Origin of the sequence: Simiduia agarivorans SA1 = DSM 21679, from assembly GCF_000305785.2 — a bacterium.
In the GTDB taxonomy this organism is placed as follows: Bacteria; Pseudomonadota; Gammaproteobacteria; order Pseudomonadales; family Cellvibrionaceae; genus Simiduia; species Simiduia agarivorans.
Map to the genome: position 1 here is coordinate 3,943,312 of NC_018868.3, position 12,427 is coordinate 3,955,738.

Annotated in this window: 14 protein-coding genes; 8 read left to right on the forward strand and 6 right to left on the reverse strand. The window is 54.2% G+C overall.

The window, feature by feature from the left end:
- Nucleotides 1-146 precede the first annotated feature (146 nt).
- Both M5M_RS17580 and M5M_RS17585 read left to right on the forward strand, forming a co-directional pair.
- Nucleotides 147-587: a pilin gene (locus tag M5M_RS17580; protein WP_015048859.1), complete on the forward strand. Its 441-nt coding sequence runs from the start codon at nucleotides 147-149 to the stop codon at nucleotides 585-587.
- Between the two features lie 94 nt (nucleotides 588-681).
- Nucleotides 682-1,395 (forward strand): tetratricopeptide repeat protein, encoded by a 714-nt coding sequence (locus tag M5M_RS17585; protein WP_016389906.1) that lies wholly within the window; start codon nucleotides 682-684, stop codon nucleotides 1,393-1,395.
- 162 nt (nucleotides 1,396-1,557) lie between these two features.
- On the opposite strand, the gene M5M_RS17590 is transcribed toward M5M_RS17585, so the two are convergent.
- Genes M5M_RS17590 through M5M_RS17600 form a run of 3 tightly spaced genes read right to left on the reverse strand, consistent with a single transcriptional unit; the run spans nucleotide 1,558 to nucleotide 4,003 of the window.
- The gene (locus M5M_RS17590) at nucleotides 1,558-2,298 is read right to left on the reverse strand and encodes an SDR family NAD(P)-dependent oxidoreductase (RefSeq protein WP_015048861.1); all 741 of its coding nucleotides are present in this window, start codon (nucleotides 2,296-2,298) and stop codon (nucleotides 1,558-1,560) included.
- Entirely contained in the window at nucleotides 2,295-3,611 is a 1,317-nt protein-coding gene (locus tag M5M_RS17595; RefSeq protein ID WP_015048862.1) for an FAD-binding oxidoreductase, read from the reverse strand. The genes M5M_RS17590 and M5M_RS17595 overlap by 4 nt, the downstream gene beginning before the upstream one ends.
- Complete coding sequence (locus M5M_RS17600) at nucleotides 3,608-4,003, reverse strand: GtrA family protein (protein ID WP_015048863.1); 396 nt, start codon at nucleotides 4,001-4,003, stop codon at nucleotides 3,608-3,610. Before M5M_RS17600 ends, M5M_RS17595 begins: the two co-directional genes overlap by 4 nt.
- A 39-nt stretch (nucleotides 4,004-4,042) precedes the next feature.
- Here M5M_RS17600 and M5M_RS17605 point away from each other — a divergent pair, with 39 nt between their 5' ends.
- Both M5M_RS17605 and M5M_RS17610 read left to right on the forward strand, forming a co-directional pair.
- On the forward strand, nucleotides 4,043-4,906 hold the full coding sequence (locus tag M5M_RS17605; RefSeq protein ID WP_015048864.1) for a decaprenyl-phosphate phosphoribosyltransferase: 864 nt from the start codon (nucleotides 4,043-4,045) through the stop codon (nucleotides 4,904-4,906).
- A complete protein-coding gene (locus tag M5M_RS17610) occupies nucleotides 4,894-5,316 on the forward strand; it encodes a divergent PAP2 family protein (RefSeq protein WP_015048865.1) in 423 nt (140 codons plus the stop codon). Before M5M_RS17605 ends, M5M_RS17610 begins: the two co-directional genes overlap by 13 nt.
- Here the strand turns inward: M5M_RS17610 and nadC are convergent.
- Nucleotides 5,309-6,169, reverse strand: coding sequence for a carboxylating nicotinate-nucleotide diphosphorylase (gene nadC, locus M5M_RS17615; RefSeq protein ID WP_015048866.1), 861 nt, complete (start codon nucleotides 6,167-6,169; stop codon nucleotides 5,309-5,311). The genes M5M_RS17610 and nadC overlap by 8 nt on opposite strands.
- Before the next feature lie 95 nt (nucleotides 6,170-6,264).
- On the reverse strand, nucleotides 6,265-6,795 hold the full coding sequence (locus tag M5M_RS17620; RefSeq protein WP_016389907.1) for a retropepsin-like aspartic protease family protein: 531 nt from the start codon (nucleotides 6,793-6,795) through the stop codon (nucleotides 6,265-6,267).
- Between the two features lie 205 nt (nucleotides 6,796-7,000).
- Between M5M_RS17620 and M5M_RS17625 the strand changes: the two genes are divergently transcribed.
- Genes M5M_RS17625 through M5M_RS17635 form a run of 3 tightly spaced genes read left to right on the forward strand, consistent with a single transcriptional unit; the run spans nucleotide 7,001 to nucleotide 10,786 of the window.
- The gene (locus M5M_RS17625) at nucleotides 7,001-9,277 is read left to right on the forward strand and encodes a DUF1631 domain-containing protein (RefSeq protein ID WP_015048868.1); all 2,277 of its coding nucleotides are present in this window, start codon (nucleotides 7,001-7,003) and stop codon (nucleotides 9,275-9,277) included.
- 39 nt (nucleotides 9,278-9,316) lie between these two features.
- The gene (gene ampD / locus M5M_RS17630; protein ID WP_015048869.1) at nucleotides 9,317-9,907 is read left to right on the forward strand and encodes a 1,6-anhydro-N-acetylmuramyl-L-alanine amidase AmpD; all 591 of its coding nucleotides are present in this window, start codon (nucleotides 9,317-9,319) and stop codon (nucleotides 9,905-9,907) included.
- A gap of 6 nt (nucleotides 9,908-9,913) precedes the next feature.
- Nucleotides 9,914-10,786: a signaling modulator of AmpD, AmpE gene (locus M5M_RS17635; RefSeq protein ID WP_015048870.1), complete on the forward strand. Its 873-nt coding sequence runs from the start codon at nucleotides 9,914-9,916 to the stop codon at nucleotides 10,784-10,786.
- Here M5M_RS17635 and M5M_RS17640 read toward each other — a convergent pair.
- Nucleotides 10,761-11,705: a hypothetical protein gene (locus M5M_RS17640; protein WP_015048871.1), complete on the reverse strand. Its 945-nt coding sequence runs from the start codon at nucleotides 11,703-11,705 to the stop codon at nucleotides 10,761-10,763. The genes M5M_RS17635 and M5M_RS17640 overlap by 26 nt on opposite strands.
- Before the next feature lie 175 nt (nucleotides 11,706-11,880).
- On the opposite strand from M5M_RS17640, the gene M5M_RS17645 reads away from it, so the two are divergent.
- Nucleotides 11,881-12,363: a YajQ family cyclic di-GMP-binding protein gene (locus M5M_RS17645; protein WP_015048872.1), complete on the forward strand. Its 483-nt coding sequence runs from the start codon at nucleotides 11,881-11,883 to the stop codon at nucleotides 12,361-12,363.
- Nucleotides 12,364-12,427 lie beyond the last annotated feature (64 nt).

The window sequence follows — 12,427 nt, forward strand, 5'->3', positions numbered from 1 at the left end:
GAGGTTTGCGCGGTTTTGCAGCGGTGGCTGCTGACATATTTGCCCGTAAAATGGGTTGGTTCGACTTGTTGCTAGCAGTTGGCATGAATGGTGCTTTGTGTTCCCTGCGTCTAACATTACCCTGTCTAAATACTACGGAGACATCCATGAAGACAACGCAAAAAGGTTTTACCCTGATTGAATTGATGATTGTTGTTGCAATCATCGGCATCCTGGCTGCAGTGGCCCTGCCAGCCTACCAAGACTACACCACCCGCGCCAAGATTTCCGAAGTAATGGGTCTGGCTGCTGCCGGTAAAACATCTGTTTCTGAGTATTATGTGAGCATGGGTACCATGCCCACTACTCCTGACGCTTCAGGTGTGAATACCAACGCGGGTCAGAGCAACTACGTGAGCACTATTTCTTTTTCCGGTTCAGGTACTGCTGCGACCATTACCTATGCAATTGATACTTCCGGCATTGGTAACTCAGCTGCTTCAGGTAACGTTGTCTTCGTGGGTACTGGTAGCCCAGACACCGGTGTTAGCTGGACTTGTAACACCTCATCTGTTGCTGATAAGTTTCTGCCTGCTAACTGCCGTTAATCGGGCGTAAGCTGCAGTTGAAAAAGGGGGCTTGGCCCCCTTTTTTGTTTTTTTGTGATAGGTGGATTCAGGAGGTTGTGCCTTGGTGGGTGGCATGTCGATAAGAAGTGGTGTCTTGATTAGCGCCGTGATGTTTGCGTTGGTGGTGTCGTGGTGTTTGGCCTATTCTGTGTCAGGCCGTAGTGTTATGTACATGTGGTCTAATAATCTCTCCCTTTGGGAGTGGGCTTACAGTGTGTTGCCACGACATTCGGTGGCTTTTACCAATTACCCTGCCGCCCTTTTGCAGTTTGGTCGCCCAGAGGATGCTGTCGAATACTACGAACGAAACAAAAATTTCCGGTGGAAGCCTCAGATTTTTGGTGGTTACGCTGTTGCATTGGCTCAGGTGGGCCGTTATGACGAAGCCGTAAAGAATTACGAGAGCGCCATAGCATTGGTATTTTCGGGTATTGAATCCTTGTTGCTTAAAGGAGTCGATGAGAACAGTGGTCATCTCAGGTATTTAGAGGGGCTGCTGGCCGAGTATTATACCAATCTTGCCATGGCTAAACTGGCTCAATATGAGGAGGACGGCGTTCCAAGGTGGGACGACGTGTTTGGGTTGCTCGAAGCCGTAGAAGGAATGAGGGCAGATAATAACCGGCATTTGGCAATACTCGCATCTGCGCACTACACCAAAGGCAATATTGAAAAGGCCAAGGAGTACGCTGAGAGGTTCCTTGCGGCACGTGGTGACAAACGCTTGATCGCCAAGTTTTGGCCGGATTATTGTGATTACATCAACTGCGCGACAACGGGCAAGTAACACACTACCTGCGGTTGTTATGAGCGGCAGCAGGGTCTCTGCTGTCGCGCATTTCCATTGGAGCTGTATTCATGTGTAGGCAGGGCTGTCTGCTTTGGCGGCTTGTTTGAACATGGCGCCAACGCGAAATTTGGCTGTTGTCGACGCCTCGTCTGGATACGGCTAGATGTTCAGCCGAAGGAAGATGGCTTTTGGCAGATTTTTAATGATTGCCATAATTAACCACCACTTCCTGGGTGTGTAGATGGTTGATTTTTTGTGGCATTGGCTGACAATTTGCTGGGCTACATCGTGAGGTTTGGCCAGGGCTTTTTCGTTTAGCTCAAGATTTTTTGTCATAGCGGTTGCGGTCGGCCCCGGTTTTACCAGGCAGATGTGTGGGCTAGACTGAAAGTACTTGTGTTGCAAACCTTGGGAAAAAACGTCCATCAAGCCCTTTGCTGCACCGTAGGTGTAATTGGTTTTTCTGCCTCTGTCTCCGGCAACGGAGCCGATCATAATAAGCGTCGACTTTGGAATCGTCGCCATACTGCGTGACAGAGCCTCTGCGTACAAGCAGGGTGTAACACCATTGGTCAGCATCGACAGAGCGCTGGTGTTGAGGTTGTTCGCGCAATCATCTTGGGGGAATAGCGTACCGTGGGCGATGAGGGCAAGAGTGGGGGGCTTGCCTTCAGATATTTTTTTGCACGTTTCTTCTATCGCGTTCAGGTCGGCAAGGTTAGCTACTATTATATCTACGGTTGAATTTGGCGACCGTACCAGCAGGTCGCTGGCAATAATTTTTAGTTTGTCCTGATTTCGGCCTGTGAGCACGAAGTGCCAAGCGTCTTGTTCGGCCCATAGGCGTGCGCAGTGGTTGGCGATGGTGGATGTGGCGCCTATGATTGCAATTTTTTTCATGGGTTAATCTCTTCGGGCAGGATACGTCGCGCTAAATCGGAGTTAATTCCGCGGTCTAGCTGCAAAACATACCGATCTATGATTTCTTGTTTGGGTAAAAGGAGATCTTTTGGGCCTCGCGCATCTTTGGCTGAGTAAAGTTTCCCTTCAGCAAGCCTTACGATATTGTCAAGCCTCTCGAATAAAGCCAAAGTCCGTTTCCCTTTATTGGGGAAGTCCAATGCAATAGTGGTGCCCTGTATTGGAAAGCTTAGCAGTCCTGGGCTCTTAAGGCTGCCAAACTTCTTGAGTACAGCAAGGAAGGAGCCGGCAGAGGAGCGCCGTATTTCATTTAATAAATCTTTTACAGGTGCGATGCCAGCTTCTTCGGGGATTACGCACTGGTACTGGTAAAACCCGGCGTTGCCGTACATTCTGTTCCAGTTTGATATGTGGTCTAGGGGATAGAATACTGATGAGTAGTGCTGTTCGCTGATTCTGGCCCTGCTTTTTAGAATGTTGTAATAAAGTTCGTTAAAAATCCGGACTGTCAGGCCATTTAGTGGTGATATGGGAGGGGTAAAGGGTATGCTCACATTTCTCTTGCTTGGTGGTGACAGTTTTTTATTGCAATAATTTGAGCGGCTGAAAATGCCTCTTCCGTTTGTGGAAAGGCAATCAAACCAAGCTACAGTATGTTCCCATGAACCCTCTGATTCCTCAGATAACTGATAAAAACCATTGAGGTCTGAAAAGGGTATGTTTTCGGAAGTTAGCCAGCCTGTCCCTGTAATTTTTTTAAGCTGGATTTCTGCGGACAGAATGATCCCTGTAAGCCCAATACCTCCAATTGTGGCTGCGAACAGGTCTGGATGCTGGTCCTGGCTGCAGCGCAGCACTGGCCTATCCGTTCTTGCGAGGGTGATGCTTAGTGCATGACGGCCAAAAGTGCCTTGCTTGTGGTGATTTTTGCCGTGAACATCGTTTGCGATAGCGCCGCCAACAGTCACAAATTGGGTTCCGGGGGTAACCGCGAGCATCCAGCCTTTAGGCGCAAACAGGCGCTGTATTTCCCCTAGGGTTACGCCGGCACCGCAATGCAAAATGCCTGATTCGGTGTCAAAAGCAATTAGGTGATCAAGTTGTGTTGTGCAAAGGAGCGGCCCTTGATTGTTCAGGCAGGCGTCCCCATAGCTGCGAAGTAAGCCGATAGCCAGCACGGGTTCTTTAATCGTGTGGAGGAAGTTTGGCACTTCCTCTGCTAGTGTTGGCTTAAATACAGTATATTGATTTTGGGTTAAGCGACCCCACGAATGGATGGTTTGTATTTTCATGACCTGAAGACTAACCGCTTATCCAAGTGAAATTTAATGGTATACCCCAGTGCCAAGCCTAAAATTGCACCTAAGTATCTAAGCCATTTTTCTCCAAACACCCAGTGAAAAAGCAGTTCAGAGCCCCAGAAGATTAGAGTGGTGAGTACACCCGTTGATGAGTAAAGTATAAACAATCGAGCGTCTTCCAGCTTTGTTTTGGTGAGATGCCTGAAGATAAATCGCTTGTCAAGAACGTATTTGCTGATCAGGCCCACAATGGTTCCGTTGAATATTGAAAGCAGAATATTGTATGGTCCGGCGTAAAAAAGCAGTGTTATTTCTTGCGCTCCAAGGTTGCAGGATGTTGCAATTATCGCAAAGAGCAGGTACCGGGTCGCGACGCTGATCATGGGTTATTCACTGAGTTTTCGTTGAGGGATTTTATAATAATGCAGGGCTTACAACTAGGCGCAGCGCAATCATTACTTGAGTTGATGAGACCGAGGCAGTGGGTGAAGAACGCTTTCGTTCTGGCTCCTCTTCTGTTCGTGGGCGGGGCGATGGACCTGTCGATGGTGCTTCGGGCGCTTTATGCCTTTCTAGGCTTTTCGATCGCGGCCTCTTCTGTATATATTTTTAATGATATCAAAGACTTGGAGTCAGATAGGCTGCATCCAATAAAATCAGTTAAACGACCATTGGCGTCTGGGCGTGTCTCGTTGGGCGCCGCTTGGACATTACTGGTAGGGCTGTACGCTGTGCTACTGATGCACGCCTGGGTGACGCCCGATGTATTGGTGGTGCTGGCGGCGTATATTGTAATGAATATTCTGTACACCCTGTACCTCAAGCAGCAGGTAGTCGTTGATATCTTCGTCATAGCAATAGGGTTTGTGTTGCGGGTGTATGCAGGTGCTGTCGCAATTGGCGTGCCGGTATCTGACTGGATGTTTGTTACAACCTTGTGTCTGGCGTTGTATCTGGCGTCTGTAAAACGGAGGCAAGAGTTGTTGGTGGTCGGTGAGGCTGGGCGGTCTGTTTTGAAAGCTTACAGTGTCAATTTGGTGGACCGTTATGCGGAAATGTCTGCAACGGGCGCTCTGGTATTTTACAGTATGTTTGTGATGGCAGAGCGGCCAGAGTTGATTATGTCTATACCGATAGTGCTTTTTGGTTTGTTTCGGTATTGGTATTTGGTCGAGCAAACAGGCGGAGGAGAGTCTCCCACGGATGTGCTGCTGGAGGACCGATTGTTGGCTGCTACGGTGTGTGTTTGGGCTGGTTGGTGTGGGTACGTTATATGGGTATCTTGAGTATTCCTGTTTATCTTATAACGCCTTTCTTTGCTTGGTTGGTTGCAGGCTGTGCAAAGTTTGGTTTTAACTGTATTCGGGAGCGAAGGCTGGCTTTTGATTTGATCGGCTATGGTGGGATGCCCAGCAACCACAGTGCGATTGTTGGGAGTATGGCATCCTTGGTAGCTTTTAAAGAGGGATTGAATACCCCTTTTTTTGGCGTTGCGGTTACCCTGGTATTTATCGTTGTGCTTGACGCTGCAAGCTTACGTAAGCAAATCGGGCGACATGCCGAGCGCATCAATCAAATGTCGGTTAATCATTCGGCGAAAGCATTGCGGGAAAGAGTGGGGCACTCGCCTCTTGAAATAGCAGCCGGTCTGTTAGTGGGTGCGCTGGTTGGATGGTTGTTTAGTCATCTTAGCTGATAACCCGCATCGAAAGATCGACAGCCCTTGCATGCTTGGTAAGGGCGCCAATCGATATAAAATCCGCTCCCCAGCTGGCAATTTCGCCAAGGTTGTCCTTGGATATTCCGCCAGATGCCTCAATTTTCGTCGCCGGACGGCGGTTGTTCCTGAGGTTTACGGCTTCAATTGTCTGGGGCTTGTCAAATTCATCCAGCATGATGATATCGGCGCCCGCGTCCAACGCAGCCTGAAACTCCTCCAGCGTTTCCACTTCAATTTCCACCGGTTTGCCGGGGGCGATTGTGTGGGCGGATGCGATGGCCTGCTGGATGCCGCCGCAGGCCATGATGTGGTTTTCTTTGATCAGGAATGCGTCGTACAGACCGATGCGGTGGTTGTGGCAACCGCCGCACGTGACTGCGTATTTTTGTGCCGTTCGCAGGCCGGGGATGGTTTTGCGGGTGTCGAGCAGTTTTACCTGGGTGTGGGCCACCAGATCGGCGTATTCGCGGCAGGTGGTGGCAACGCCGGACAGCATTTGTAGAAAGTTCAGTGCGGCGCGCTCACCGGTCATGAGCGAGCGGGCATTGCCGCTCAGCTCGTACAGTAATTGGTTGGGCTGGGCGCGCTCGCCGTCCTGGACGTGCCAGGTGACGGTAACCGAGGGATCCAGTTGGCGGAATACCTCGTTCACCCATTCGCTGCCCGCAACTGTGCAGGCTTCACGGGTGATCACCCGTGCGCTGGCAGTTTGTCCGGCCGGGATCAGCTGCGCGGTAATATCGCCCGAACCTACGTCTTCCTGCAGGGCGGCAGTAACACAGCGAATGCGGTCTTCAGCGATCTGTTGGGCGAGTGGGTCTGGCAGCATGGTACACCTCAGTTCAGGAGGCGGGATGATAGCAAAAAAGGGCGTGCAAGGGGTTTTCAGTCGCCTGTTGAGTCCGGGTTGCCGATTGCCCGGGGCTAGTGTCGCTGGATCAATGTCAGGGTATCGCCCTGTTGTCTGATTTCCAATTGTTTGAGTGCGCTCATGCCAAGCAGGATTTCATCGCCTTGCATGCCCGGGTTGATGCTGCCACGCAAGTTGGTCAGTGTGATTGCGCCCAGTGTCAACTGGTCAATCCGGGTGGACCACACGCGCACGGTGCCATTGGCGGTCTGGGATTGCATGGGGACGCCTTTGTCCAGCCCCAGCTTGTCTGCCAGATTGGCAGGTACGGACACTGCAGTCGCCCCGGTATCCAGTAAGAATGTGACCGGTTCACCGTTAATGGTGCCGTTGCTCACATAGTGGTGCCAGCGATTGGCGTTCAGTGTCACGATGACCTGGTCGCTCGCCAGGCGGCTTTCGGGGGCTGCGTTCGGGTTGTATTGGCGCTCTTCCCAGCGGCCAAACCACAGTGTGAGCAGCCCCAGTACCACAAGCCAGGTGATCATCAGCATGGCCTTGCCCATGGATTTGCCCGGGGCAGCCTGGGGGGGGGAGTCTGGCATTCTGTCTTATACCCTCTGGTAATGGTGGCTGGCGAGTCAGCGATTTTTGGTTGTTAAAACATGCCCTTAATATAACATCATGTGATGGAGATCTCGGTGTGAACCTTTGCCTCTGGGTATCGACAAACAGATGATTATACTAACATCTGGCCGTGTTAAGCCGGCCCTAGCGAGTAATACACAGCGCCAACCCTGGAGTTGAATCATGTCATCCGGATCTACCGGGGCTAAAGTGGTCCCCCTGAAGTCCGATCAGGCACCCGATGCCCGTCGAATCGAGCGAGCCCTGCTGGCCCGCCTGCCCGCGCCCGTGCATGCCGTACAACAGAAAGGCAAGCAGGTGTTGGCCGGGTTGCTGCGGACCTTGTTTGACAAGGCAGATGATTCGCTGTTCGAACTGGCCGACCGCGCCGCTAACAACCAGGACCAGAACCTGTATTTTGAATCCATGCGCGAGGTTCGCCTGAAGCGCCGCGCGGTGGAAACCCAATTCGCGGACGAGATCGATTCGGCCTTTGCCCGTCTGGCAAACCCCGATGCCGCGGCAGCAGAAAATCAGGAAGACGACACTGAATTCTCCATGGACAATCTGTCCCTGGTCCAGAATGACGAACTTGAGGAGTTAGTGGCCACTGACTCCATGATTAACAAGGCGAACGAGCGCTTTGCTGAAAACATTCAGCACCTGGCCTTGCGCCTGGACAATCTGGTGCCGGTGAAGGTGTACCAGAAAAATAATCCGCTTGGCCCGGACGCCCTGTGTAACAGCTTTGTGGCCGCCACGGGCTGCATGACGCTGGACATCAAAGCCAGGCTGGTCCTGTTCAAGCTGTTCGACCGTTTGGTGGTCACCCAGTTGGGCAAGCTCTACGACGAAGCCAACAAGGTGCTGATTGAGCACAATGTGCTGCCTTCGCTTAAAGCCCAGATTCGCCAGAACCGGCGTCAGGCCGTACAGCGCACATCGCCTGCCGTTTCCGCCGGTGGTTACATGGGCGGGGGAGATCAGTCGGATGCCGCGGTCGATGGCGAAACCCTGAATTCCTTGCAGCAACTGTTGGCCGAGCATCGCGGTGATGCCCCCGATCGTCTCAACCCTGAATTCAATGGTCCCACCATTGGCACCAACGATGTCATGCGGGTGTTGTCTCAGCTGCAGCAGCGAGAGCTGTCTGGAGGCAAGCGTAACCTGAACTCGGTGCTGGATCATGTGTTGCGCGCCCGCGAAGATGGTCGCAGATTGGGGCAGCTGGATGACGATGTGATTAACCTCGTCAACATGATGTTCGAATTCATCCTTGATGACCGCAACCTGGCGGCCCCGATGAAAGCGCTGCTCGGCCGTTTGCAGATTCCTTTGCTCAAGGTCGCGATTGCCGATAAGTCCTTTTTCAACAAGGGCGGGCATCCGGCGCGTCGTTTGTTAAACGAACTGGCGACAGCCGCCCTGGGTTGGGCGGGTGACGGCGGTGAAAAAGACGGTCTGTACCGCAAGATCGACGGCATCGTGCAGCGCCTGATTACCGATTTCGAAAGCGATATCAGTATCTTTAATGAGTTACTGGCAGATTTTGTGTCCTTCGTTGAGCGCGAAAAGCGCCGGGCAACCTTGCTCGAACAGCGGACGCTGGATGCGGAAGACGGCAAAGCCCGCTCCGAGCGCGCCCGCGCTTTGGTGGCGCAAACGCTCGATGGCCTCATGCTCGGCCGCGATCTGGATCCCGCTGTGGAAAAATTGCTGAAAGAAGCCTGGGGCAATGTGTTGTTCCTGGTGTGCCTGAAGCACGACACCGATTCCGAAGAGTGGCGCGAGGCGCTGCAGACGGCAGCGGACCTGGTGTGGAGTGTGTCTGCCAATCTCGACAAACAGTCGCGCGCGCGCTTGCTGCAGCTGGTGCCCGATTTGCTCAAGCGCCTGCGTGCCGGGCTTGAGAGTGTGTCTTATAACCCGTTTGAGATGACTCAACTGTTCAAGCAGTTGCAGGTTGTACACCTGGCGCGCCTGAAGGCGCCGGTACCCGCCGTGGCGCCTGCGCCCGAGCCGGTGCCAGCACAGCCGGCCGCGGCAGTTGATGTCCCTGCGGTATCGGAAACCGTAACGCCGGCCACTCCCGTTGCGGAAACCCCGCAGGTCATTGTGGAAAATCTGATCGCCCGGCAGGAAGAGGTTGAACCGCCGGCCCCGGCCGCGCCGGCGGAAGACAATGCCTTCATGGCGCAAGTGCTGCGTATGTCCCCCGGCAGCTGGTTTGAAATGGTGGACGATGACCAGCGTTTCCGTTGCCGGCTCGCGGCCATTATCAAGGCCACGGGCAAGTACATATTTGTTAACAGGGCCGGTATGAAAGTGGCGGAGAAAACAGCCGCAGACTGTGCCGCAGACCTGCGCTCCGGCAAATTGCAAACGCTGGATGATGGCCAGTTGTTTGATCGCGCACTCGAAGCGGTCATTGGCAACCTGCGCTCTTCCCGCGGGCGTTAACCCCTTGTTACACTGCCCCGCAAACAACAGGGGGCAGTGGTGACCGACTCCAATTCAACAAGCCTCGCGCAGCCGGATGATATCTGGCTTGCGGGCGCCCGCGCCTGCATCAGTCCGAATTTCAATTTGCGTCCCGAGCAGACAGACGTGTCGTTGTTGGTTATTCACAATATCAGTCTGCCTCCCGGGGATTTCTCGTCCGATGCTGTCGAGCGTTTTTTTTGTAATCGTTTGCCGGCAGACGAGCACCCTTATTTTGCTGGCATCGCCCAGCTACAGGTATCGTCGCATCTGTTTATCCGCCGCAGTGGGGAATTGGTGCAGTTTGTACCGCTTAACCGGCGTGCCTGGCATGCCGGGGTGTCGGCGTTTGAAGGCCGGCAGAATTGCAATGACTATTCCATCGGCATTGAGTTAGAAGGCACCGACGATCTGCCCTACACTCAAGCTCAGTACGATGTGCTGGCGCAAGTTACCCGGGATATTCAGCGTTTGTTCCCGGCCATCAATGGCGATCGCATCGTTGGCCATAACGACATAGCCCCGACCCGCAAAACCGATCCCGGGCGGGCATTTGATTGGGCCTATTATCGTGCGATGATCGGGGCAAATAACAAACAAGGACAATAACCGGCTATGGGATTTCTCAGTCTTCTGGTGGTGCTGCTTCTGGTGCAGTTATGGGGCTTTGGCGGTCCGTTGCAGCAAGACAGCTGGTATCGCGCCTGGTGTCAGTGGCTCGTGACAAAATTAAAGCACCCCGCGGCGGTATTGGCGCTGGGAGTGTTTTTGCCGGTAATCCTGCTACTTGTCGCGATGATGGCGCTGTACGTTCAGGGTTTCGGTTGGTTGTTGGTCTTGCTGAACATTCCGGTTTTGTTGTTCGCGCTGGGCCGGGGGCGTCTCGACAATCTGGTGCAGGATTACAAGGACGCCTGGGAAGCGCAGGCGCGCGACGATGCCTGCAAGGCGGTCAACGCGTTGCGGCTGGATGGCGAACAGGCGTGCCAAACCGACAGTCAGTGGCAGGGCGTGCACGCGGAAGCGTTTCAGGCCATCAGCTACCGGGGCTTTGAGCGGATGTTTGCCGTGCTGTTCTGGTTTTCGCTTCTGGGCGCGCCAGGCGCGTTGTTATACCGCTTGACTGCCTTGTCTGCCCGCGAGCCGTTGCTGGGCGAGAACAGTCAGGACCCGATTCGGCATCTGTTGTGGCTTCTGGAGTGGCCCGCCGCGCGGGTGTATTACCTGTCGGTGGCCATGGTGGGAGATTTTGTGGCCTGCGCTGAACGGTGGCGGGTGTTGGGTTTGTGTATGAAAAGCCCCACTGCCATGGTGGTGGAAGCCTTCAACCGGGGTGCCCTGGGACTCGATGGCGCGCTGGTGCGGGAAATCGACGCCGGTGACACCGCGGCGGTGGCCGAAATCGACAAGCTGGTTCAGCTCATGTCCCGCGCGCTCATATTGTGGGTGTGCGCGGCCGCACTCATTGCCCTGTTGCTGGGTGGCTGACGGTTGTTTCTGTGGTTCGTTGCGGAGCCATAAACTCGGCGTTTGATACCAGAGCCAGGTGAGCCGGGGCATGGTTGTCGATGATGGCAGTCTTCCGACCCTGTGGTTGTGCGCGCGCGAGCGCGGGTTTGGCTTTTTCCATCAGGCTGGCGACCAACTGATGCAGTAAGCCGGCGTGCTGGCGGCTGGCCTGACGGGCCGCCGAATCAAGCTGTGCAGGTGCCATGTCAAACAGGGCCGTAAGTGGTTGAAGGTCATGGAGCCCGAGCTGTTGGCAAGCCGCCCGGGCAATGCCGGCCAAGGTGTTCCGGCGCCGTCGCATCCGCGCATGCTGGAGCTGCTCCGGGTTACAGCTGAAGTGTGCCAATACCCGCTCGATGACCAGGTCGGTGGTCAGGTCTGCCGGTGCCGGTTTGCTTATCTGCGGCATCGCCAGCGCATGTTTGTGGGGATTCAACGCGGCAGCGTAGGTTCTGACCCAGCTTGCGCGCCGCACCTCCTGCAATTGCCAGAATGATTCCATCGCCAGCCAACCGGGTGCAGGCTGCTGGCCGGTGTAAAAGTGATGACTGCTCCAGCGGTAGCCGTCGGCGCTGGCGGCCTGCTCCCGCTCCACCGGCAGGGTGTGCAGGCGTATCAGCGCCTGGGTCAGCGTCGCAGGCGACAGGTGCTGCTGTTTGAAAGCCTGTGCCAGCGGGTGGACCGAATCCCCGGTCAGCGCGTGCAGCAGGTGGGCAGGCAGGTCGGCCTCCTGGCCGAGACTGAGCAAGTGCAGCTCGTTTGGTAGCAGGCAGTAACCTGCAATGGCGTGGGACCGCAACGACGCGATGACGTCCAGGCAATGGCCGAAGTCTGCCTGATCGCTGAACAATACGTCATTGCTGATGAGAGAGTATTTTACGCCTGCCGTGGCTTGCATGGAGAGTGCCTTCGTCTGATGGTCTAACAGGCTGCTGAAATACGGCTGCGCCATGGTTTTTCGCAACCAGTTCTACGGGCCTGATCAAAAAACACAATAGGTCATTTAAGACAATAGCCCAAAGGCTAACAAAGGCAAGTCTGCTATTATCCGCCCATTGTGACAGGAGATTCTCATGCCCTCATTTGACGTAGTATCCAAAGTGGATAAACAGGTACTGACTAACTGCGTGGATCAATCCACCCGGGTCATCACCACGCGCTTCGACTTTAAGGGCGTCGATGCCAAGTTCGAGCGCAACGAGTATGTAGTTACCCTCATTGCCGAAGCCGAATTCCAGGTCAATCAGATGCTGGATGTGTTTCAGGGCGCGCTGCATAAAGCCGGCATTGATATCGCTTGCCTGGAGGTCGGAAAGCCGGTGATGAGCGGTAAGCTCACCAAGATGCCGGTGACTGTGCGCACGGGAATCGAAGCCGACCTGGCGCGCAAGATTGTTAAAATGATCAAGGATGCCAAGCTCAAGGTGCAGGCCCAGATTCAGGGCGACGAGGTGCGGGTGAGTGGCAAGAAGCGCGATGATCTGCAGCAGGTGATCGCACTATTGCGCGCATCGGAAATAGAGATGCCGTTGCAGTACGACAATTTCCGGGATTGATTGGTCAGGGTCCTTTCCATGGGGGCGCTTTCAATGGGGTCAGAGTCCTACAAGCTCTAACAGT

Coding starts and splice junctions, on each gene's coding strand:
- M5M_RS17620 (WP_016389907.1), bottom strand. CDS start 6,795: ATGCCAGACTCCCCCCCCCAGGCTGCCCCGGGCAAATCCATGGGCAAG.
- M5M_RS17610 (WP_015048865.1), top strand. CDS start 4,894: ATGGGTATCTTGAGTATTCCTGTTTATCTTATAACGCCTTTCTTTGCT.
- M5M_RS17605 (WP_015048864.1), top strand. CDS start 4,043: ATGCAGGGCTTACAACTAGGCGCAGCGCAATCATTACTTGAGTTGATG.
- M5M_RS17640 (WP_015048871.1), bottom strand. CDS start 11,705: ATGCAAGCCACGGCAGGCGTAAAATACTCTCTCATCAGCAATGACGTA.
- M5M_RS17625 (WP_015048868.1), top strand. CDS start 7,001: ATGTCATCCGGATCTACCGGGGCTAAAGTGGTCCCCCTGAAGTCCGAT.
- M5M_RS17635 (WP_015048870.1), top strand. CDS start 9,914: ATGGGATTTCTCAGTCTTCTGGTGGTGCTGCTTCTGGTGCAGTTATGG.
- M5M_RS17585 (WP_016389906.1), top strand. CDS start 682: ATGTCGATAAGAAGTGGTGTCTTGATTAGCGCCGTGATGTTTGCGTTG.
- M5M_RS17580 (WP_015048859.1), top strand. CDS start 147: ATGAAGACAACGCAAAAAGGTTTTACCCTGATTGAATTGATGATTGTT.
- M5M_RS17595 (WP_015048862.1), bottom strand. CDS start 3,611: ATGAAAATACAAACCATCCATTCGTGGGGTCGCTTAACCCAAAATCAA.
- M5M_RS17590 (WP_015048861.1), bottom strand. CDS start 2,298: ATGAAAAAAATTGCAATCATAGGCGCCACATCCACCATCGCCAACCAC.
- M5M_RS17600 (WP_015048863.1), bottom strand. CDS start 4,003: ATGATCAGCGTCGCGACCCGGTACCTGCTCTTTGCGATAATTGCAACA.
- M5M_RS17645 (WP_015048872.1), top strand. CDS start 11,881: ATGCCCTCATTTGACGTAGTATCCAAAGTGGATAAACAGGTACTGACT.
- nadC (WP_015048866.1), bottom strand. CDS start 6,169: ATGCTGCCAGACCCACTCGCCCAACAGATCGCTGAAGACCGCATTCGC.